Raw genomic sequence first — 22822 nt, 5'->3', positions numbered from 1 at the left:
ATTTTTTAGAAGAATCGAGGGGATTTAATTTTGTTTTCGCCTTTGTTAAATTGATAACGCAATATGATTTCGTGCGAGCCGTCGTTGTATTTGTTTAAGTCGCTCACAGTGTAATCAAAAGCATATCCGATGTAAAAACTTCTGGAGATTTGAAAACCTGCCAGTATGCTTACAGAATCATCTGTTCTGTAAGCTCCACCAATTACAAATTTTTCTGCAATCATAAAATTCGCCGAAACATCTGCTGTAAGCGGTGCTCCGCTTACTGCTTTTACAAGAAATGCCGGCTTGAATTTTAAATTCGGATTCAAATCAAAAACATACCCTCCCATTAAATAATAATGTAGTCGATCGTAATCTATAGATTCCTGTACATCATCATAATAGCTGTTTTCTATAAAACTAGGAATTGAAACTCCTAAATACCACTTATCTGTATAATAATATATCCCTGCCCCAACGGCTAACTTCATCTGATTGTCAATATTCTGATTTAACAAAACGTCATTATTATTGTAATATCTTCCTTTTGACCAATCAATGTTCAGCATTCGCATTCCGGCTTTTAAACCAAAGGCTAATCTTTTTTCATATCCAAGAGGTATTGAATAGGCAAAATTTCCGTCAAGATACAGTTCATCAGATGGACCTATTTTGTCGTTAACGACACTTAATCCCAAACCGATATTTTCGTTGGCAAGCGGTCCGTGAATGGAGAACGATTGTGTTTCTGGTGCTCCATCAATTCCTATCCATTGTGAACGGTACAAAAGTGTTGCTTCTAATGATCCGGTAGACCCTGCATAAGCAGGGTTTACCGCCATTGTGTTGTACATATATTGTGTGTACTCCGGATCTTGTTGTGCACGCGCACTAAATGTTATAATAGAACATATTAAGATTAAATATATTTCTAATGATTTTATATATAGTTTCATAACGATACTTATTTAGTTTAATTAATTAGAGGATTAATAATGGTGCTTATCTCATTATAGATAACCATCCTTTTTTAACCTTTCCGTCTCCCATGTCTATCACATAAAAATAAGTACCTGTAGGCAACATATCTCCTCTATTTATAACTCCGGATACATTTGCTGTTCCGTCCCAATCGTTTTCATAACCTTTTTTACTGTACACTAATGAACCATATCTGTTATATACTTTTAATTCGTTGTTTGGATAGGATTCGATACAATCAATTCTGAAAAGATCATTTGCTCCGTCACTGTTTGGTGTAAATTCATTATAAACAGTTAAACAAATTGGTTCTACAAAAGCTGAAGCCGTATTGTTTGTAGGATCAACATCTAATGGAGTTGAAATTTCGATCGCTGCTACATTTGTGTATTCGCCGCTTGGCATTACAGTAACTCTGATTTCGAGTGTTTCACTTTCTCCCGCATTTAGGGTTGGAATTGTCCAAAGCCCTGTTAAAGGATCATATACTCCGGTTGTTGTTGAAGTTGATACTAATTCGTATCCGCTTGGAATTAAATCACTAACAATTATGTTTTTGATAATTCCTTCGCCAACATTGTTTACTGTTACTGTAAAGATGATTTCATCGCCAAAATTAGGAGTAGGATTACTAACTGTATTGGTTATGGTAAGATCTGAACATGTTGCTACTGTTACATTTAATGTTTTTGTAGTGGTTTCATCACATGTATTGGTGTAGGTAACTGAAACTGTACCTGAGCCAACATCTTCCCAAGGGATCGTTGCAGATCCGTCAGCAGTTCCGCCACCGGCTGTTATAGTTCCTGTTCCGCTTGTGATTGACCAAACATAGTTTCCTTTTCCATTTGCAACTGAATATGTTATTCCCTGGAATACACAAGGCGTATTATCACTTGCATTTATAGGAAACAAGGCATCATTTATAAAGCTAACCGCTATTGCTAAACGTGTTGCATTACCACAGCCATTTGTTGTATTGCTAAGGGTTGTTGCATAATACGTTGTTGCAGTAAGTGGCGTATTTGCTGCCAATGGTGTTCCGCCTGTTGCTGTACTAAACCATATTACATTTGCCTGATTTACCTGAATATTAGCAATTGTTGGTGCTGCTGATAAACAGAATTCCTGCGTTGTATCTGTTGTAATTACCACTTCTGGTGTATTTACCGTTACTGTAACCATTAATCGTACTGGATTTTCGCATCCTATTGCACTTGAAATAGCTCCGTAGTATATTCCTGTTGCTAAAGCTGTTGTTGCCGGTATTGCAGTTCCGCCTGTTGCGGTGCTGTACCAAACTACATTTGCTTCGTTTACCTGAATATTAGCAACTGTTGGCGCATTTATCGAACAAAAATCTTGTGTATTATCTAACGTCGTTGGCGTTGCAGTAGGATTATTTATCGTTACTGTCACCAGCAATCTTACAGTGCTTTCACAACCTGAAATCGGATCTAAAATGGCTCCGTAATAAATTCCGTTTGTTAAAGCGGTTGTTGCAGGTATTGCAGCTCCGCCTGTTGGTGTGCTATACCAAACTACATTTGGCTGGTTTACCTGAATATTAGCAACCGTTGGCGCATTAGAAATACAGAAATCTTGTGTGTTATCTGTTGTAGTTGGCGTACCAGGATCTGTAACTGTAATTGTTACTGCTAATCTTATAGCACTTTCACAATTTGTTACAGGGTCTAAAATTGCTCCATAATAAATTCCGTTTAGTAAAACTGTTGTTGGTGCAAGAGCAGTTCCTCCGGTTGCTGTTGTATACCAAACAACATTTGGTTCGTTTACCTGAATATTAGCAACTGTTGATGCATTTATTAAACAGAAATTCTGTGTATTATCTGTAGTTGTTGGCGTGCCCGGATCGGTTACAGAAATAGTTACTGCCAATCGAACTGAACTTTGGCAACCTGTTACAGGATCTAAAATTGCTCCGTAATAAATTCCGTTTGCTAAAGCTGTTGTTGGTGCAAGAGCTGTTCCGCCTGTTGCTGTTGTATACCAAACCACATTTGGCTCGTTTACCTGAATATTGGCAACTGTTGGTGCACTAACTAAACAGAAATCTTGTGTGCTATCTGCTGTTGTTGGTGTCAACGGATCGGTAACTGTAATGGTTACTGCTAATCGTGTTGCGCTTTCACAACCGGAAACCGGATCTAAAATGGCTCCGTAATAAATTCCGTTTGTTAAAGCTGTTGTTGGTGCTATTGCAATTCCTCCGGTTAAAGTACTGTACCAAATTACATTTGGTTCATTAACCTGAATATTAGCCACTGTTGGCACATTTACCAAACAGAAATCTTGTGTGTTATCTGTAGTTGTTGGAGTTCCCGGATCGTTTACAGAAATTGTTACTGCTAATCGTATTGCGCTTTCACAATTTGTTATCGGATCTAAAATGGCTCCGTAGTAAATACCGCTTGTTAATGCCGTTGTTGGCGCAATTGCTGTTCCTCCGGTTAAAGTGCTGTACCAAATTACATTTGGTTCGTTTACCTGAATATTAGCAACTGTTGGCGCACTAACTAAACAGAAATCTTGTGTGTTATCTGTTGTAGTTGGCGTGCCTGGATCAGTTACAGAAATGGTTACTGCCAATCGAACTGAACTTTCACAACCTGTTACAGAATCTAAAATTGCTCCGTAATAAATGCCGTTTGTTAAAGCTGTTGTTGGTGCAAGTGCTGTTCCGCCTGTTGCTGTTGTATACCAAACCACATTTGGCTCATTTACCTGAATGTTGGCAACTGTTAGTGCGCTAACTAAACAAAAGTCTTGTGTGTTGTCTATAGTTGTTGGTGTCAACGGATCAGTAACTGTAATGGTTACTTGTAATCGTGTTGCGCTTTCACAATTTGTTACAGGGTCTAAAATGGCTCCGTAATAAATGCTGTTTGTTAAAGCCGTTGTTGGTGCAATTGCAATTCCTCCGATTGAAGTACTGTACCAAACTACATTTGCTTCGTTTACCTGAATATTTGCAACTGTTGGCACATTTACCAAACAGAAATCTTGTGTATTATCTGTTGTAGTTGGCGTGCCCGGATCATTAATAGAAATTGTTACTGCTAAACGAACTGAACTTTCGCAGCTTGTAGCCAAATCTAAAGCAGCTCCATAATAAACACCACTTACTAAAGCAGTTGTTAACGGAATTGCTGTTCCGCCTGTTGCTGTACTATACCAAACTACATTTGGTTCGTTTACCTGAATATTAGCTACCGTTGGCGCATTTACCAAACAAAAGTCTTGTGTATCGTCTGTTGTAGTTGGCGTAAGCGGATCGTTTATAATCACGGTTACAGCCTGAAGTGTTCCTGCGATATTTTCGCAAGTAGTATTACTTGAAACTCCAACATAATACGTAATTGGGCTTACCGCATGTGTTAAACCGGTTATTGTTAAAACTCCGGCTGCACTAATGGTATAAGTTGCTCCATTTATTACAGCTCCGTTTGCAATTGGCTGTGTTTTAGCATTATCCAAATACCAGGTAAATACCGGATTTGTTAATATGCTTACTGTTGGCGTTAATACCGCAGCTACATCATGACAAACTGTTATATCATCTACTGAAATATCAGTTTCATTTGATGGAGGCAATATTGTAAATGTGATATGTTTTCTGTCTGCTTCTGCAGTTTGACAAAATTCATCTGAGCTAACTCCAACATAATACGTATATGTTCCCGGAACCAAACCAGTTACAACTAATTGCGGTGTGGTTTCTCCCGGAATTAACTGACTTGTTGTTCCGTCAAAACTATACCAGTAGTAAATTGGGTTTGTTAAAGGCACTGTTCCGCTTACTGTAGTTGCTAAAGTTACTGTTCCTGTTGGAGAACAAATTGAAGTTGTTGCAGCTCCGTTTAACGTAATATCTGTTAAAGCATTTTCTGGAGTTGAACCACTAACCTCAACTGTTACTTCTCCTCTGGCAAAAGTTTCACAACCATAACGAACAGGCTGTACGTAGTATTTATAAATTCCTGCCGCTAATGTACTTGGAACTGTATACGTTACGCCAGTTGCCACAACTGAACCTCCTGTTGGTGAATCGTACCAGGTATAAGTTGAACAGGCATCTGCCGGAATCTGCAATGTCACAGGTGTTCCCGGACAAACCGTGACTTTATTATTAATATCGCCGCCTATAACTTTAGTATTTCCTACACGTTCAACCGTGTGAACTCTTAGAAATTGTAAAACTCCGGCAACTCCTCCAAAACGAATTCTAACGCGATCGTAAGGTTCCGGTTGAGAAGATACAAGTACCATAGACATTGTATTTCCCGGTAGTAATCTTAAACTTAAAAATGTACTTGTATTTTGAATAGGTGCACCAACTGCAACATTACCTAAATAACGCTGAATGGTAAATCCTGTCAATAAATTTACATCTAATAAAACACCCGGTTTTGAAACCACTATTCGTAATGTATCACTTGCAATAGCCGGTGTTTTAAATGCAACTGTTAAATCGGCTGCAGCCAAAGCCCCAACTCCACTATACATTGTGGCAAAAGTTGTAATATCATTATCGGCAACATTCCATGAATCAGCAACACCAACTGTAGCCGTTAATGCTCCTATTGGAAGACCTAAATCTGTAGCGCCATAATAAACATCCTGAATATCTCCCGGTGTACATGTTACGGTTGGAACCGATATGTTATAATACGCATCAAATACTTTTGTGTTTTGAGCAACACTTAATAAAGATGCAGACTGAATTCTAACTCCGTTATACGCTTGTGGTCCTGTACCATCTGCCGGAACAAAAGTATATTCGAAACTATTATCACCGGATAATAAATTTAATAATGATCCTGAAACAGATTGTAAAGGTCCAATATCAACTCCGTTTAAAGTTCCAACTACTGATAGATTTTGCCCTACCGCAACTGCACTATACTCAGATCCTAATTTAATAGTTACCGGAGTACCTTTTGCAATATTTGCAGGCCAGCTTAAAGTTTGCCATGTAGTACCAACTCCTAAAAGTCCTAAACCTGTAGTAATTGTTGAAAATGTCTGCGGATTTCCATCAACAGCATTTCCTCCGTTTGTTACACCTCCTAGTATAATTGAACCTGAAGTCTGTGCATTTGCATAAACTCTTTCTGTCAATGATTGACACGTATTTGGATTTATAACATTGACAGAAACAGTTCCGGTTACTGTACAATTAAGAGCGCTCGTGGCAACTACTGTGTACGTATATACTCCCGGCGTATTTAAAACACCTGTTGTAAACGGAGGTCCGGTTAAAGCGTTTCCTTGCGGATCAAACCATGCTAATGTTCCGTTTGAAGTTGCATTTAAAGCTACCGTAGAACCTACATTTACTGAAATCGAAGGCGGTACAGTCAAACTTGGCAACGGGTTAATCGTAACTGTTACTGGTAGTATAACAGATGGACATGTAACACCGTTACCCTGAGCCTGAATTGAGTAAACGCCACTCGTATTTACATTTGCCGCAGCATTTGCAGGCAAAATATTATTTGATGGATCATAAAACGTATAAGTTGTATTTCCTGTTGTATCAAAACCTGTAATAGCATTTGCTAAATTTACAGTTCCACAACCTGTTAAAGGCGTACCAATTACTACTAAAGGCGTAACTGTTGGAAAAGTAACCGTTACTTGTTTTAATGTGTTGATATCATTTTCGCAAGTAGCACTATTTACAACAGAAACATAATAATTGTAAGGCGCTCCCGCGGCGCTAAGACCACTAATGGTTAATGCGCCCGTTGTTGCATCTTTAGCAAAAGTTACGCCCGGCTGCGCTGCAACAGTAGATCCTGTAATGATTTCCTGTGTTTTATTTTGATCTGTATAATATCTAAATTGAGCTCCAGCTAAAGGTGATGTTGGAGATAATACAACTCCGCCCGCACAAGTAGCTTCCTGCGGACTTGGTATTGTTACATCTGCAGCTGTTGCAAATGGAGCAACAGTAACAGTTACCGGCTGACGAACACTGTTGATACAAGTTCCGCCACGGGTTGCTTCTAAATAATAAGTTGTTGTTGCTGTTAAATTTGGTGTAGTATACGATGCCGATGGCGAAACCTGAGTTCCGGCGCTTGCAGCATTATACCAGCTAAATGTTTCACCAGGAATAGTTGAGCTTGCTAATAAAGTAGCTTGCTGTCCGTTACAAATTGGTGACGCAGTACCTGTAACTGTAGCATTATTAAATCGGTATGAAGCTCCATAAATATCTAAACTTGTTGCTACAGTAGCCACGCCTCCTAATCTAACTTCGACAGCCGTAAAAGGTCCAGCTGCTACAAAACTAGCTTTTAAACGGGTAGATGATAATAGCTGAATATCAACCAAAGCTCCGATATTTGTCTGATCACCATTTGGAGTTAAACCATTATAGCTTCTTAAACTAATATAAGAAAGAGCCGTTACATTTACAATTCCGGCAGGTATTCCTAATTCAACATCTATAATATCACCTGCATGTCCCGGAGTAGAAAATGTCAGCATTTGCTGTATGTAATCATTTACTAAACCAGCAATAACTGTAAGATTTGCCGCTGTTGCAGGATTGGCGTCTATAGAATTTCCTTCATTTGAAGATCCGCATAATAAACATCCTGTAAGTCCTCCTTTAGAAGTTGCCTGAGCATTTACCTGCAAACAAGAACTTATTGTATTGCTTATTATTACATTAATTGCGGTTCTTGCACTACTTGTACAGCCGGTTGTTGTATTTCTTGCCGTAACATAATACGTTTGATTTGCCGTTAATACCGGAGTTGTGTACGTAGTTGTAGCCGTTGCAACTGCCGCCCCGCCTGTTAGTACAGTATACCAATCGAATGTAACATTAGAATCCGGACTTGATACTTGCAAAACAACACTTTGCCCGGATTGTATTACCACATTTGATGATGCCGCAACCGGAGCCACAGGCAATGGATTAACTGTTACCGTTACCGCAGTACGTGCTGCACTTGTACAGCTTCCAATTCCCGCTTCAACATAATAAGTTGTATTTGCCGTTAAATTTGGTGTAACAAAAGAATTTCCTGTAAATAATAAATTTCCGCCCGAAGCTGCATCATACCAAGTATATACAGAACCTACAATTGGCGTATCTACATTTAATGTCGTGGTTTGACCGCTACAAATTACTGTTCCGGCTGTCGAGATAACCGGAGCCACAGGATTATCAATTAATATTGATACCGGAAAACGCACACTATTAACACAACCATTTCTGGCTATTTCTATATAATAAGTAGTTGGAGTCGTTAATGCCGGAGTTGTATAAGATGCCGTATTAACAAGCGGTGCACCGCCAGTAGCCACGTTATACCAATTAATAGTTTCACCAACCGCAATATTGGCAACCAAAGTAGTGGTTTGTCCGCTGCAAATTGTTGTATCACCTGTAATAGTTGGTACTTTATATCTATACGTTGCCTGATAAATATCTACGCTTGTTAAAAGAGTTGCTAAACCTCCTAACCGAATTTCAACACGATCAAAATTAGCACCTGCCACTACACTCGCTCTAAAACGATTACCGGATAGTAATTGTAAAGTTATCAGCGGGTTATTAATTAAAACTCGATCATTATTATAAGTTGCTCCGTTATAAGTTGCCAAACTAATAGCACCTAATAATTGAACATCGGCAAGACCGCCCGGTAATTCTAAATCTACATCGACAATATCGCCAGCTTTACCCGGATTATTGAATTGTAAAGTTTGCTGAACCCATCCGTTTATTAAACCAACCGGAACTGTAAGCCTTGCGAAAGTAGCAGGATTTCCGTCAACAGAATTATTCGGATTCGTGCTGCTGCATAATAAACACAAACCATTTTGAAGTGTTTGCTGACTTCCGGCTTCTAAACAACCGCCTAAAGCTGATGGAATTACAGTTACTGTTACCGGAACTCTTGTTGCGCTTACACAGTTTCCTACGGCGCTTTGAGCCTCTACATAAAAAGTTTTTGTAGCCGTTAAAACCGGAGTTGTATATGTTGTGGTGTTTAAAGCAAGTGCAGTTCCGCCAGTTGCAACATCATACCAATTTAAGGTAACTCCCGCTTGAGAAGTTGCAGCATTTAAAATAGCATTTTGTCCTGATTGAATAGTAACACTTTGCGTTAAAACTGTTGGAACAGCAGGAACAGCATTCGAAATTACATCGACCTGAGTTCTTGCAGGACTCAAACAGCTACCTATTGCAGCTTCTACATAAAAACTGGTAGTTCCTAGTGGAACTGTTGGAGAATAAGAAGTTCCTGAAGATAATGCCACACCTCCTACAGCTACATTATACCAATTATAAGTAGTTCCCGGAATAGGATTAATTACTGATAATGTAGTTTGTTGCGTTGCACCGGTCGAACAAATTGCCGTGCCGGTTGTGCTAATCGCAGGGGCAACAGGATTTGATACATTAATAACAACGGGCACTCTTTCATTTCCTTCACAACCAGCCGCTCTGGTAACACCTATATAATAAGTTGTATTAGCAGTTAAAGTTGGCGTAGTATACGAATTTGCAGTTACCAAAGGCGTTGTAGAAGTTGGCGAACTATACCATGCTACAGTAGTTCCTGCAGCCGGAGTTGCAGTTAGCGTAGTTGCAGTTCCCGAACAAATCGTTTGATTTAAACCACCGGAAACTGTTGGCGGAGCAAATTCTAAACGAACATCATAAACCCTTAAATCAGTTAGCACACTTACAAGACCGCCTAGCTGAATTTGAACCTGATTTGTGTCAGCAGTCAGCGTATATCGTAATACGCCAATAGTGTTTCCCGGTAAAATTGCCAGATTTAGGAGTGGATTGTTTATTGCCAAAGCTGTTCCTGAATTTGCACCGTTTAATTTAGGCTGAATTGTACCTGAAGATAATAAGGACAGGTTAAGTAAACCCGCGCCATTACCTATATACAAAACAATCTGATCGCCTGCCCTGGCAGTTTGGTTGAGAACCAAAGTCTCCTGAGCAGAACACAAAACTCCGACGACTGTGCTCAGAGTTGTAAATGTCGTTAAGCCTGCGTCATTATTGTAGGCTGCGGTAGGATTAGTTACACTCGAACCAACGCATATACCAGAAACACTGTTCGTGTTTGATACTGGTCTGCAAAAAGTTTGTGCAATTACATTATTACCAATAAGTAATAAAAAAACTAATCCAAAAAATCTCTTCTGAAAGAGGAGATCACAAAAAGTAAAGAATTTTTTCATAATTTGGAAGATTAGAAAATGGACAATAAAATACCTGTTGCAATAAGCACGTATGCTTAGCAATTATAAAAAACGTTAATAATCAATTAGTTAAACCCGAAATTTAAAATCCTCTACCTAAGACTCTAAATTAGATTTCTTAAAAAAAATCATGTTGTATTGTGTATATTTAAATATACCAAAGCGCATTTTTTATCCCTTCGAATAAAAGATGTCTCAAAAATTTTAGGAAATAGTGATCTGAATCATACTTCCAAATGGAGTGATTTGTACTAATACCAATTTTCATAAAAGAAAATTTTAGTTAGATAATACGGGGGGATTTGTATTAACAATTATAATGTATGATTCAATATCATAGAAAGCTGATTAGACGATCTATAACTTTGTTTATTAGAATTAAGATTCTAAAATTGAATCATGATTTTTTCTGCAAAAGCAAATAAATTTAAAGATTAAACGCAACAACGCTCCTTATTAACAAATCCGCGACTGGGGTTTGGAAATAAAAAGTGGATAATATGTTTAAAATTATAGGACAAATTTGCGTTTGAATTAAAATTAACTTTTGGAAGAAATTTGATTTTTTCCAAAATAATAAGATATAAAGCCAAAATAATAAGAATACTTAATGCAAACTTGATAAAGAGAGTAAATGTCAATTCCATAAGCCATGAATTAAGTTATTATTAAAATCTTCACTTTAATCAGACATCAAAAACAGTAATTACTATTATTTGATAAAACAACTTAATTATGTTATTGGTGTCTTTTACAAAAAAGTACAAAAACATTTTGTTTAACTTTTTTCCTTAACTAAAATTAAGAAAAACTAAAATATAAAACAAACATAAAATTCCTATATTTTAAAAATAGCTAAAATTCATAAAATCAAAAAACACCAAAACTTGTTAAAAATCAAAGCTTTACAATAGAAAATGAAGTGTTATAAAAATCACAAAAAAATGCATATTTTTTTGTAAAACTGTTAATATGTAAGTTTTTAATTACTTTTTATGTTTTGTAACCTACTGAAAAACAAGGTAAAAATTAAATTTGAAAAGTAAAACTTACAGAAATAAATACAAATATAAAACTTTGCATAATTCGAAATAAACACGTAGAAATACGGGGTAAATAAAATATAAAAGTTTAAACAAACGTTAAATAAGCTAAAAAAAGGTAAACAATTTAACATCAACCGTTTACCTCTTTAATTATGCTATTTGACGATTATGATTCTATAATCGAGTTAATTTGCTTAAACAATTGACCGTCGCTTAAAAAAGCGCCCTGCTGAATTAATTCAAAAATAGAGGCATTTCTGTCTTCTGTGAATACTTTTTTACCTACTTTCATTTCAATTGTTTCAGTAAACATGTTATCACTTAACCATTGCAACCCCTCTTTAGTTAAAAAATCAGTTTCCGGAACCAGTGATTTCAATACGATAGACTGTACATGTTTTTCAAAACATTGAAATAAAAATATATGGTTTCTAGAAAAATGCTCCAGATATTCCGCCCTTGTCAAAACGCCTTCCCAAATTAAATCTGAAAAAACATCCAATTCCTGCTCTGCTACTTCAGGTTTACTTTCTTTAATAGAATCCCACTCCGCTTTATCAATTGCCTGTGTAGCCAAAAAACTGGCAAATTCTGCATGCAATTCATCAAATTGCTCTTTTGTTAATCTTGCGTATTTCATTGTTTTTTTGATTTAATCTTTTTTTAAAAAGTATATACAGATTATCAACTTAATCTGTTGGGTGTTATTTTCAACACATAGAACTATTGACTCAAAAAAGGCGTTTCACTTACATTAACACACATATCTATGTGTGAGAAACTAGTTTCTTTTTGATTTCTTTTTTTACAAAATCATAAAATATATGTTTCTATGTGTTTAATTAAATTTTATCTATTACACGGGTCAAACGTAGAATTAATCCATAAAAAAGCCCTCGCAAATGCGAGGGCAAATTTATAACATTTTTTGCTTTACTAGAAAATGTATCTGATACCAAATTGAGCCTGCCATCTTGACGTTAAACTGGCGTCATAACTAAACGTTTTAGTCTGGGTATTATTAAAGGTATATGTTGGCGTATTTCCAACAACAGTCACGCCAATAGGCTGTACACTCGTAGGAACCTGAACAACGCCCCAATCAGAATTTAATAAATTACCAAAATTCAAAATATCAATACTAAACTGAATCGTGTTCTTTTTCTCTGATGCCGATGAAACCCTGAAATTATAATCCTGTAATAATTTAATATCACATCTTCCTCTCCACGGCGAAATCGCTCCGTAACGCTCCGCATATTGACCTCTCCTGTCTCTCATATATTTATCCTGAGAAATAAATTTATCAAAAGCATCACCTTGTCCCGGTGCACTAAAATTCATTAAAGCAATTTCTGCCGTTGTAGGGATATAAATCAAATCGTTTACACTGGAACCGTCTCCGTTAATATCTCCTCCATACGTATAATTAAAACGTCCTCCCTGAGCATATTCAAGGAAAGTTGAAACCGTTGTAGCCCATTTATCTTTTCCATATTTCCATTTTTTAGAAGCAACACCAATAAAACGATGATTATCTCCATATTTAGAATTCGAAAGCACAGCCGTGTTTACATTTCCTAACGCAGGATTAAAAGAAAAAGCATCTCCCGTAATCTCAGCTTCAATAGAGTTTACATCTTTTGATTTTAGATAATTATAAGCCACACTTGCATATAAACCGTTTTCAAAAGTTTTTTGCACTTTAACCGATGCATTAAAAGCACTTCCTTTATCAGAATTTGTCATAACATACGCATTATTAGCTCCATGATCTGCCGCAACATAAATTGCTCTGTTATCAACACCGGCCAAAGTTCCCGTTGGATCCTTTAATCCCCAGTTTTGAACCTGTACCGCATTAATATCCTCATTATACGATAAATCAAGCGTAACAATATAATTACTTTCAAATCTGTGATCGTATCCTAAACTTGTTCTCCATACCTGAGGCCATTTATAATCCGGATCCATAATCTGAAAGAAACTGTCATCAGCACCACTCACCTGGTTTCCTAACCATACAAACGGAATCCTTCCGGTAAAAACGCCTGAGCCTCCACGCAATTGTGAAGTTGCATCGCCTTTTACATCCCAGTTAAAACCAATTCTTGGCGACCAAAGAATTCTGTCACTTGGTAAATCTGTAGAAATTAATTTAACCGCCTGCCCCGTTTGCGGATCAAAATAATCAATATCATTATTTCTTCCAGAACCGCCATTATCCGTGTCAATATATTTCTGAATCAAATCTGCCGTATTAAAATACAAAGGCTTATCAACTCTTAAACCTATTGATAATTTAAAATCATCACTGACACTAATATCGTCTTGCCCATAAAATGCTAACTGACCTACGTTTAACTCAGCCAGTTTCCATCCGCCATCAGTTCCAACTTCGAAATTACTTTTAGTATCAAAAACATCTTGTGCATGTTGAAGATTTTGAGCCAAAGAACTAGATGCAAATGGTAAAGCTGCATCCGCTAAAAAGTCAGTTACACTTGCATACGGCCTAAAAGTACCATAATAAGGAACTGGATCGGCAGGAGCACGGAAATTATCATAACCTGCCAAGTTAAATGAATTCTTAAATCCGAATTTTTCAAACGAAGCTCCAAAAGTAAAAGCATGTTTTCCAATTGTATAAGTTAGATTATTCGTGATTTGAATTACTTTTTGATCTAAAGTATTATTGATAGAAAACGGTTCGTGACCAGCAATAATATAATTAGAACCCGCTCCATCCTGAATAGTAATTACAGGAGCAGGAACAGAAAACGGAACTCTGTAATCATTAAAATGAGAATATCCTGCCTGAAATTTGTTCGAAACTTTCTCGCTGAATTTTGAATTTAACTCCACTAAAAAAGAACTCAGATTATTATTAATCTGATAACCTGAATTTTGAAATTGCAAAATCGACGCATTTGGTCCTCTAAAACCAAGTGCCGTTGGGTGCGCCGGTTTATCTTTTGATGCATCCAGAAAATTATAAATAACAGCCAATTTATGATTGTCATTTATATTCCAATCCACTTTAATAATTCCTTTATTTGAATTTGATTCATGAATAAAGCCCTGATAAGCACCTGTATTATATCCTAAATTTGCCAAAGCATTTGAAACCGCTATTAAATCAGATTCCAAAACCCTGGATTCGTTGATTCCTGTAACACCATCATTATTATTGGCTACGAAATTTGATCCCAAATCACTTCTTTTATCAATTTCAAAATTCCCAAAAATGAATAATTTATCTTTGATAATTGGAGCGCCTAAACTAAAACCTGCCTGCGTTTGTTCTAATGTTGGTACAAATATTTTTTCTCCTTTAATTTTGCTTCCAGTCAAATCCTGATTTCTATAAAAAGCATAAGCCGTACCATGAAACTCATTCGTTCCTGATTTGGTAACAGCGTTTACAGAAGCGCCCGTAAAACCTGATAAAGTAACATCATAAGGCGCAGTTGCCACCTGAATTTGTTCGATCGCATCCAGCGAAATAGGCTGAGCACCTGTTTGACCTCCCGGAGTTGCAGCATCCAGCCCAAACGGATTATTAAATACCGCACCATTTAAAGAGTAATTATTATACTGATCATTTCTTCCTCCAAAAGATCCGCCGCTCGCCGTTGGCTCCAAACGCGTAAAATCTTCCGCTGATCTTGAAATGGTAGGTAATGAAGTTAATTCTCTTCTGCCAATTGTAGTTTCAGCACCTGTTTTTCCGCTTTTAAAAACCTTGTCTTTAGCCACTATCTTTACTTCTTCCAGAGCCTGGCTTGCATCAGCTAAGATTACATCTATATTAAAAGGTTTTCCCAGATCAAGATATATGTCATTATATTCCTGATTTTGAAAGCCTACAAAAGTTACAGTAATTTTGTAAGGTCCTCCAATTCTCATATTCAAAATATTAAACCTTCCATCTTCATTGGAAACAGCTGAATATTTACCGCCAGTTGGAGTATGGACTGCTAAAATAGTAGCACCCGGTAATAGTTCATTCCCAGAACTTTTTACAATACCCTTAATACTCGAAGTCGTTGTTTGCGCCTTAGCCACGGTTAAGGCCAGCAAACAAAACAATAATGCAAAGATTTTTTTCATTTTCCTGATTTTGAGTGAGTTATTTCATTCAAAATTAGGCAAAAAAAAACCACTCATAAGAGTGGTTTTTATATTTTATTAACAAGAAGTTAACAAAATGTTATTTTTCAGCGATAATCTCGTATGGTAAATCAACAATAACATCTCTGTGTAAACGGATGCTTGCAGAATATTTTCCTGTACGTTTTACGATACCACTAGTGATGAATTTTCTATCAATAGCGTTACCTGATTTCTCTAAAGCTTCAGCAATGTCGATGTTTGTGATAGATCCAAAAAGTTTCTCTCCACCAGCTTTTGCAGTAAGTTTAATTTCAAGAGCTTTAATTGTTTCAGCTAATGCTTTTGCATCAGCAACAACTTTAGCTTCTTTGTGTGCTCTTTGCTTTAGGTTTTCAGCTAATACTTTCTTTGCAGAAGGTGTAGCTAATTGCGCGAATCCTTGAGGAATTAAAAAGTTACGACCGTAACCAGCTTTAACTGATACTACATCATCTTTAAATCCTAAGTTTTGTACGTCTTGTTTTAAAATAAGTTCCATGTTGTTGTCCTTATATTTTAGAAGTTAGGTTCTGTATAACAGAAACCAGCGACTAGAGTTTTTAATTATTTTAATAAATCGGCCACGTATGGCATTAAAGCTAAGTGACGCGCTCTTTTTACAGCTACAGAAACTTTTCTTTGGTATTTTAATGAAGTTCCTGTTAAACGACGAGGAAGAATTTTTCCTTGCTCATTAACGAATTTCAATAAGAAATCAGCATCTTTATAATCAATATATTTGATTCCTGATTTTTTGAAACGACAATACTTTTTAGTTTTGTTAGTTTCGATGTTTAAAGGCGTTAAATATCTGATATCTCCGTCTTTTTTTCCTTTTGCAGATTGCTCTATTGTAGACATAATAATTAAGCTTTAGTAGATTTTAATTTGGCTCTTCTTCTTTCAGCCCAAGAAATAGCATGTTTGTCTAAACTTACAGTCAAGAAACGCATAATTCTCTCGTCACGTCTAAATTCAGTTTCAAAAGCAATTAGGACTTCTCCAGCTACTTTGTACTCAAACAAGTGGTAAAAACCACTTTTCTTGTTTTGGATTTCGTAAGCCATTTTTTTCAGACCCCAATCCTCTTTCGATACCATTTCAGCTCCTCTGCTAGTAAGAAATTCTTCAAATTTCGTTACTGTTTCCTTCACCTGAACCTCAGATAAAACGGGATTTAAAATGAAAACAGTTTCATAATGATTCATAAATACAATATTTATTTGTTAAAATTGGGTGCAAAAGTAACCATAATATTTAAATAAACAACTCTTTTTTACGTTTATTCGTTGTAATGTAAAAAATAAAGGCCAAGTTTAGTTTTTTTCCTAAAATAATAATATATTTACTACTGCTATCCCGATTTTATTTAAATTTAAATGTTATGAAACTAAACTGTGTTGTTGTAGATGATAGTTCTATACAGAGGACAATTATTGCTAAATTAGTCAATAATCACCCAGGTTTGCATTTAATTGGTGACTTTTCAAACGCAATCGAAGCTAAAAGTTGTATTTCCCTAAATAATATAGATTTAATATTTCTTGATATAGAAATGCCGGTTATTAATGGTTTTGATTTCCTTGACGGATTAAAATCTAAACCTCAGATTATATTTATTACTTCTAAGGCAGAATATGCCTTGAAAGCCTTTGATTATGACGCTACCGATTATCTTCAAAAACCTATTGCAGTAGATCGATTTAATGCCTCTGTAAAAAGAGCAATTGATATGCATTTACTCAAAAAAGACGTAAAAGAAGAAGAAGGTGAACATATTTTTATCAAAAGTAATCTAAAAAAACTTAAAATTTTCACGGCAAAAATCAAATGGATTGAAGCTTTTGGAGATTATGTAAGAGTTGTAACTGAGGATGATAGTAATTTGGTGCTTTCGACAATGAAATCTTTTGAAAATGATTTATCAAAAGACAAATTTATTCGTGTACACAAATCTTATATTATTAATATTGATAAAGTAGAACGCTTTAACAGCAAATTTGCCGAAATTGGAATTACCAAAATTCCGCTAAGCCGGAACAAAAAAGAAGATTTAGTAAAAGCTTTATCTACTCCGTCTTAATAAAAATCGACATTTATAACCGTCTTTATAGCTCTGTATTGAGCAACCACTTCAAAACTATTCAACATTTTCTGAATAGTTTTTTTTGTGTTTCCTAAATGCAGTTCCTGCGGAATCTTAATTAATATCGTCCTGATGTATTCATTTCTGATTCTGCTAATTGCAGGTTCTTCCGGACCTAAAACCGGCATATTCAAATTTTGACTCAAAACCTGATATAGCCACATAGAACCTTCCTTTAATTTATCAAAATCACGGTGTTTTAAAGTCAGTTTTATAATCCTGAAATAAGGCGGATATTTATAAATCTGACGGTCATACAACTGCTCTTTATACATACCTATATAATTATGCATCGTAACCTGCTGTATCGTATTATGATTTGGGTTATAAGTCTGAATCACAACTTTGCCTTGCTTTTCAGATCTTCCTGCCCTTCCCGCGACTTGTGTCATCATTTGAAAACTACGTTCAAAAGCCCTAAAATCAGGATGATGCAGCATATTGTCGGCATTCATGATTCCGACCAGGCTTACATTATCAAAATCCAAACCTTTGGCAAGCATTTGTGTTCCCACCAAAATATCAATTTCCCTGTTTTTGAATGCGTCAATAATCTTCTCAAAACCATATTTGCCACGCGTTGTATCCTGGTCCATTCTTGACGTTTTTGCATTCGGAAAAAGAGAAAGCAATTCCTGCTCAATTTGTTCAGTTCCAAAACCTTTCGTTGTCAAATCTATACTCGAACAGCTATGGCAATGCGTTGGTTTTGCAATAGAATAACCACAATAATGACATCGCAATTGATTTTTATGTTTATGAAAAGTCAAACTCACATCACATTGCTGACAATGCGGTACGTGCCCACAAGTTAAACATTCTATTATAGGCGAATATCCTCTCCTGTTTTGAAACAAAATTACCTGTTCGCCTAAAGATAAAGCTTCCGTAATTTCTTCGATTAACAAGTCGCTAAAATGCCCCGTCATTTTTTTTCTGAAATGTTTGTCTTTTAAATCAACCAAAACAACATCAGGCATTCGAACATTGTTGTAACGCTCTGTAAGCGTCACTAAACCATATTTTGCATTTTGAGTATTAAAGTAAGTTTCAATACTTGGTGTAGCAGATCCTAAAAGTACTTTTGCATTATGAAAATTAGCCAGAACAATAGCTGCGTCTCTGGCGTGATAGCGAGGCGCCGGATCTGTTTGTTTAAAAGTCTGCTCATGTTCTTCGTCTACAATCAATAAACCAAGATCGCTGAAAGGCAAAAACAAAGCCGACCTTGCTCCTATCACAATTTGAGCTTTATCAGCATTTTCAAGTGTTTGTTTCCACACTTCCACCCTTTCATTATTACTGTATTTCGAATGAAAAACAGCTACTTTATCGCCAAAATGAAGTCTGAGGCGAGAAACCAATTGTGTTGTAAGCGCAATTTCCGGCAGTAAATAGAGAACTTGCCTGCCAGTTGCCAAATATTCTTCAATTAATTTAATATAGATTTCTGTTTTTCCGCTTGACGTAACACCGTGAAGAAGGCAAACTTCTTTCTCTTCAAAATTTTGCTTGATTGTTTTAAAAGCTTCTTCCTGAGCTTCACTTAATAACAATTGTTTCTCTGAAGCTTTACCATCAAAAGAAACACGGTCTTGCTGCAAAAGATATTCTTCAAAAATTTCTTTATCAATTAAAGCTTTTACTGTTGCAGAAGTTGAATTGGAAACCTCCACCAGTTTTTTTACCGTTATAGGCTTCTTTTCTGAAGCACGTAACTGAAAAAAAGCCAAAACAATTTCCTTTTGTTTATTGGCACTTTTTAATATTTCAAGCAATTGATTTAGACCTTCGTTTGATTCGTATTTACTATGTAATTTTACATACCGAATCAATTTAGGCTTGTAGCTTTCCTTAATTTCTTCTTCTAAAACAATAATATCTTTAGCTATCATTTTTTGAAGAATCGGAAAGATATTTTTCTTGTTTAAGATCAAAATAATCTCCTGAACTTTTAAAGAGCTTTGTTGCTGTAAAGCTTCATAAACCAAAAATTCATCATCAGAAAGTTCATTTTGATCAACGACAACATCAATTTTATACGAAATAATTGTTTCGCTTTCCAACAATAATCCACTTGGAAAAGCACCGCGATACACATCACCAATACCACACATATAATAATTGGCAACCCAAAGCCAATGTTTAATCTGAGTTTCGGTTGCAATAGGTTTTTCGTCTAAAATTTGATGAATTTCTTTCGCATCATACAAGCTTGGCTCGTTTTGATGAATATCAATTACCAATGCCGTATAAATTTTACTTTTACCAAAAGGCACCGCAACCCGCATTCCTTTTTTAATGAAATGAAATTCAGCTTCAGAAATACGATATGTAAAGGTTTTAGCTAAGGAAAGCGGCAGAACGACTTCGACAAAAAACATGTGGATATTTTATAGGATTTTGAATAAAAAATTATTCTGAAAGCATTTTTTCGACTTCAGTTTTAAGAATTGGAAGCTGTTTAATAACAATTCCCCAAATTACATCATCAGATACTGAATCATAACCATGAATAATTCTGTTTCTTACCGCAACAATTTTTCTGGAATCTGAAATTTGAATTTCACTGTTTTCTTTTAAAATTCGATTCATTGCTTCACCAATGATTTCTATATTTCTTTCAACTGCCCGTTTAGTGCGTAAATCATTTTGATATTTTTGAAATTGCATTGGCTGACCAGCAAAATAGCTTTCAATTTCATTTATAGAACCCAAAATATCAAACAACCATGTTTTAATATTATTATCCATAAATTAATTGTCTTTGTTTATCGAGATTTTGCTTGAAATAAGGGTTTTTTATCGCTTTTTCTTCTAGTAAATCAATTGGTCGCTTTAAAACTTCTTCTAATGAAAATTTCAGATCAAAATAATTATCAGCATAATCCAAAACATCCAGAGTTTGAAAATCAACGACTAAATCTATGTCGCTTTTATCATCAAACTTTTCAGTAAGTACAGAACCAAAAGCATATAAAGCCTTTACTTTATGACTTTTACAAAGTTTTGATATATCCGATAAATGATTTTCTAAAAAGTTCATTAGTCTTAATTTAATTTTCAAATATAAGCAAAAATTACTTTTTATTTGATGCCTTAGCAGAAGCAGCATTATATTGCTGAACCAATTTTAAAGTGTGATTCAACGATTGTGTATTTTTCCAGTCTTCATGACCCGGAATAATATATTTTGGATTTTTAAATTTTGTCTGTACTTTTTTAATTGACTTTTCCCATTCTTTCACATCAGAATCAGCCAGATAACCCAAATCTTTTGCATCGGCACTTTTTATAAAGCAAGCTCCATAAAGTACTTTTTCTTTATCAAACCAAACCACAATATTATCAGATGCATGTCCTTTTCCCGGATAATAAACCTCAAAAGTGTGCTGACCAACGGTAAATATAGTATCATTAGGAACTATATATTCAGCCCTTTTTTCGCCATTCTTTTTTAGAATATCATCTGTTAGTTTGCCTGAATACGTTTTTACACCTTTTTGTCTGTAAAAATCCAGACCTCCGGCTCTGTCATCGTGAGAATGCGTTGCAAAACACATCACAATATCTTTATTATGCCTTGCTTTAATAGTATCTATTAAAGGCTGAAATTGCGTTCTGTCCCACGGCGCATCAAACAACACAACTCCTTTATCTGTAACGAGATACATGGCATTGGCAGAAATCAGGCTTCCATTATAATCATGAAACGTTCTATAAACATAAAAGTCACCTGTAAGATGACTTATTTGTAATGGCGAATTCTTAGTTTGTGCAAAAGTATTTGATACTACTAAGAATAAAATTATTGATGCTAATTTTCGCATTTTATTTATGAAATTAATTCTTCGCTCTTACCCAGTATTGTGTTCTTCCCATAATAGAAATTCCAACGTAACCGCGAAGTTTTAGTTTATCTGCAGATTCAAGTTCAATATAACATTTGTATTTTTTTCCGTTTGTAGGGTCTAAAATTGTTCCACCGCTATATTCAGAACCATCTTTTTTAAGTCCGTTAATGATAACCAAGCCTAAAATAGGTTTATTTTTATCTGCACCATCACATTTTACACATACATCTTTTTTATGATCGGCACGAAGAATATCAACTACTTTACCATAAATTTTTCCTGACTTTTCGTAAATCTCTACTACTGATTTTGCTTCTCCCGTTACTTCATCAATTGTTTTCCATTTTCCAATAACACTTTGGCTTTGAATTGTACCTAATGTTAGAAAAAAAAAGCCAACTGTTAGCATCCAATTTTTCATACTTTTTTTATTTTTTTTTATTTTTTTTGTTTTAATTTTCTGATTGTAGCGTTCAATTCGAACCCCAAAAGCAGAATCATACAGTTAATCCAAATATAAAACATTAGAATTAATAAAGTGCCAATAGAACCATAAAGTTCGTTGTATTTTGAAAATTTTATAACCCAAATCCCAAAAAAGAACGAAGATATAACAATTAGTATCGTCGTAAAAACAGAACCGATACTGATAAAAGGTACTTTGCTATATTGTTTTGTTCCGTAACGCAATAATATAGAAGTGGTTACCAAAATCATTGCCACAACAAACAAATACCGGCCTAAAATAATGAGTGGAATACGATCACTGAGTACATCCTGAATGATTGTTTTTTGAATAAATACCTCAAAAACAACAATTGTTGCAATCGTTACAAACAATATAATGGTCATAACCAGCGAAATGGCAAGTGCAACTACATACTGGCTAAAAAAACCACGCTTATCAAAAACATGTTTTGAAGATTCGAAACCACTCAAAATTCCGTTTATTCCGTTTGCCATTAAAAAAATAGAAAGCAAAAAACCGGATGATAATAAGCCGGAGTGACTATTATTTAAAATATCGCTGATAATTTTATTAATCGCATCGTATGTATTGGGCGGAACTCCTTGCTGTACAAACTGAAGAAAATCGTCCTGAAATCCTTCAATAGGAATAAAAGGAATTAAGTTTAAAATAAATAATGCAAAGGGAAATAAAGCCATAAAAAAGCTAAACGAAACTGCACTCGCATGATACGAAAAGGCACCTTCAAGGATTCCAAGCGTATACATTTCCAGCAAATCGTATAACGAAAAACCCTGCAGCCAGGGCAATTGTACTTTCTTTAAAAGCTTTACTATTGAACGAATTACAGGAATTTTTTCAATCCGGTCTTCTATCTCTTTAGACATATTTATAATTTTAGTCCCGAAGCCTCGGGATT

14 protein-coding genes are annotated in these 22822 nt (G+C 35.4%); 1 reads left to right on the top strand and 13 read right to left on the bottom strand.

The annotated features are described in order from the left end of the window. Positions 1-5: 5 nt before the first annotated feature. The 7 genes from OLM54_RS03285 to rpsF all read right to left on the bottom strand — a co-directional run bounded on the left by OLM54_RS03285 (position 6) and on the right by rpsF (position 16642). Positions 6-938, bottom strand: a complete 933-nt coding sequence (locus tag OLM54_RS03285; RefSeq protein ID WP_264537175.1) for a type IX secretion system membrane protein PorP/SprF — start codon at positions 936-938, stop codon at positions 6-8. 46 nt (positions 939-984) lie between these two features. Further along, complete coding sequence (locus tag OLM54_RS03280; protein WP_264537174.1) at positions 985-10212, bottom strand: gliding motility-associated C-terminal domain-containing protein; 9228 nt, start codon at positions 10210-10212, stop codon at positions 985-987. A 1233-nt stretch (positions 10213-11445) separates the two neighbouring features. Beyond that, positions 11446-11919, bottom strand: a complete 474-nt coding sequence (locus OLM54_RS03275) for a DUF6495 family protein (protein ID WP_264537173.1) — start codon at positions 11917-11919, stop codon at positions 11446-11448. Between the two features lie 296 nt (positions 11920-12215). Then, complete coding sequence (locus OLM54_RS03270; protein ID WP_264537172.1) at positions 12216-15392, bottom strand: carboxypeptidase regulatory-like domain-containing protein; 3177 nt, start codon at positions 15390-15392, stop codon at positions 12216-12218. Between the two features lie 100 nt (positions 15393-15492). Beyond that, positions 15493-15933 (bottom strand): 50S ribosomal protein L9, encoded by a 441-nt coding sequence (rplI, locus tag OLM54_RS03265; RefSeq protein ID WP_264537171.1) that lies wholly within the window; start codon positions 15931-15933, stop codon positions 15493-15495. Positions 15934-15998: 65 nt separating this feature from the next. Then, entirely contained in the window at positions 15999-16295 is a 297-nt protein-coding gene (gene rpsR, locus OLM54_RS03260) for a 30S ribosomal protein S18 (protein WP_002987043.1), read from the bottom strand. Between the two features lie 5 nt (positions 16296-16300). Beyond that, entirely contained in the window at positions 16301-16642 is a 342-nt protein-coding gene (gene rpsF, locus OLM54_RS03255; protein WP_029269562.1) for a 30S ribosomal protein S6, read from the bottom strand. 176 nt (positions 16643-16818) lie between these two features. On the opposite strand from rpsF, the gene OLM54_RS03250 reads away from it, so the two are divergent. Beyond that, on the top strand, positions 16819-17517 hold the full coding sequence (locus OLM54_RS03250; RefSeq protein WP_264537170.1) for a LytR/AlgR family response regulator transcription factor: 699 nt from the start codon (positions 16819-16821) through the stop codon (positions 17515-17517). On the opposite strand, the gene priA is transcribed toward OLM54_RS03250, so the two are convergent. The 6 genes from priA to OLM54_RS03220 are packed head-to-tail and all read right to left on the bottom strand — an operon-like array spanning position 17514 to position 22790. Continuing rightward, on the bottom strand, positions 17514-19964 hold the full coding sequence (gene priA / locus OLM54_RS03245) for a primosomal protein N' (RefSeq protein ID WP_264537169.1): 2451 nt from the start codon (positions 19962-19964) through the stop codon (positions 17514-17516). The genes OLM54_RS03250 and priA overlap by 4 nt on opposite strands. 31 nt (positions 19965-19995) lie before the next feature. Next, entirely contained in the window at positions 19996-20334 is a 339-nt protein-coding gene (locus OLM54_RS03240; protein WP_264537168.1) for a DUF86 domain-containing protein, read from the bottom strand. Beyond that, complete coding sequence (locus OLM54_RS03235) at positions 20327-20626, bottom strand: nucleotidyltransferase family protein (RefSeq protein ID WP_264537167.1); 300 nt, start codon at positions 20624-20626, stop codon at positions 20327-20329. The genes OLM54_RS03240 and OLM54_RS03235 overlap by 8 nt, the downstream gene beginning before the upstream one ends. A 34-nt stretch (positions 20627-20660) precedes the next feature. After that, a complete protein-coding gene (bla-B1-FLAV, locus tag OLM54_RS03230) occupies positions 20661-21410 on the bottom strand; it encodes a subclass B1 metallo-beta-lactamase (protein ID WP_264537166.1) in 750 nt (249 codons plus the stop codon). 13 nt (positions 21411-21423) lie between these two features. After that, positions 21424-21855: a DUF2147 domain-containing protein gene (locus OLM54_RS03225; RefSeq protein ID WP_264537165.1), complete on the bottom strand. Its 432-nt coding sequence runs from the start codon at positions 21853-21855 to the stop codon at positions 21424-21426. A gap of 17 nt (positions 21856-21872) precedes the next feature. Further along, a complete protein-coding gene (locus OLM54_RS03220) occupies positions 21873-22790 on the bottom strand; it encodes a YihY/virulence factor BrkB family protein (RefSeq protein ID WP_264537164.1) in 918 nt (305 codons plus the stop codon). Positions 22791-22822: the final 32 nt, after the last annotated feature.

It is taken from the genome of Flavobacterium sp. N1736, assembly GCF_025947065.1.
GTDB lineage: Bacteria > Bacteroidota > Bacteroidia > Flavobacteriales > Flavobacteriaceae > Flavobacterium.
The sequence above is the reverse complement of the archived record's forward strand: the minus strand, read 5'-3'. Positions and strand labels throughout refer to the sequence as shown.

Excerpts from the sequence above, each read along its gene's own strand:
- OLM54_RS03240 (WP_264537168.1), bottom strand. The coding sequence starts at position 20,334 with ATGGATAATAATATTAAAACATGGTTGTTTGATATTTTGGGTTCTATA.
- OLM54_RS03235 (WP_264537167.1), bottom strand. The coding sequence starts at position 20,626 with ATGAACTTTTTAGAAAATCATTTATCGGATATATCAAAACTTTGTAAA.
- OLM54_RS03225 (WP_264537165.1), bottom strand. The coding sequence starts at position 21,855 with ATGAAAAATTGGATGCTAACAGTTGGCTTTTTTTTTCTAACATTAGGT.
- OLM54_RS03285 (WP_264537175.1), bottom strand. The coding sequence starts at position 938 with ATGAAACTATATATAAAATCATTAGAAATATATTTAATCTTAATATGT.
- OLM54_RS03250 (WP_264537170.1), top strand. The coding sequence starts at position 16,819 with ATGAAACTAAACTGTGTTGTTGTAGATGATAGTTCTATACAGAGGACA.
- rplI (WP_264537171.1), bottom strand. The coding sequence starts at position 15,933 with ATGGAACTTATTTTAAAACAAGACGTACAAAACTTAGGATTTAAAGAT.
- OLM54_RS03275 (WP_264537173.1), bottom strand. The coding sequence starts at position 11,919 with ATGAAATACGCAAGATTAACAAAAGAGCAATTTGATGAATTGCATGCA.
- bla-B1-FLAV (WP_264537166.1), bottom strand. The coding sequence starts at position 21,410 with ATGCGAAAATTAGCATCAATAATTTTATTCTTAGTAGTATCAAATACT.
- priA (WP_264537169.1), bottom strand. The coding sequence starts at position 19,964 with ATGTTTTTTGTCGAAGTCGTTCTGCCGCTTTCCTTAGCTAAAACCTTT.
- OLM54_RS03220 (WP_264537164.1), bottom strand. The coding sequence starts at position 22,790 with ATGTCTAAAGAGATAGAAGACCGGATTGAAAAAATTCCTGTAATTCGT.
- OLM54_RS03280 (WP_264537174.1), bottom strand. The coding sequence starts at position 10,212 with ATGAAAAAATTCTTTACTTTTTGTGATCTCCTCTTTCAGAAGAGATTT.
- rpsF (WP_029269562.1), bottom strand. The coding sequence starts at position 16,642 with ATGAATCATTATGAAACTGTTTTCATTTTAAATCCCGTTTTATCTGAG.
- rpsR (WP_002987043.1), bottom strand. The coding sequence starts at position 16,295 with ATGTCTACAATAGAGCAATCTGCAAAAGGAAAAAAAGACGGAGATATC.
- OLM54_RS03270 (WP_264537172.1), bottom strand. The coding sequence starts at position 15,392 with ATGAAAAAAATCTTTGCATTATTGTTTTGTTTGCTGGCCTTAACCGTG.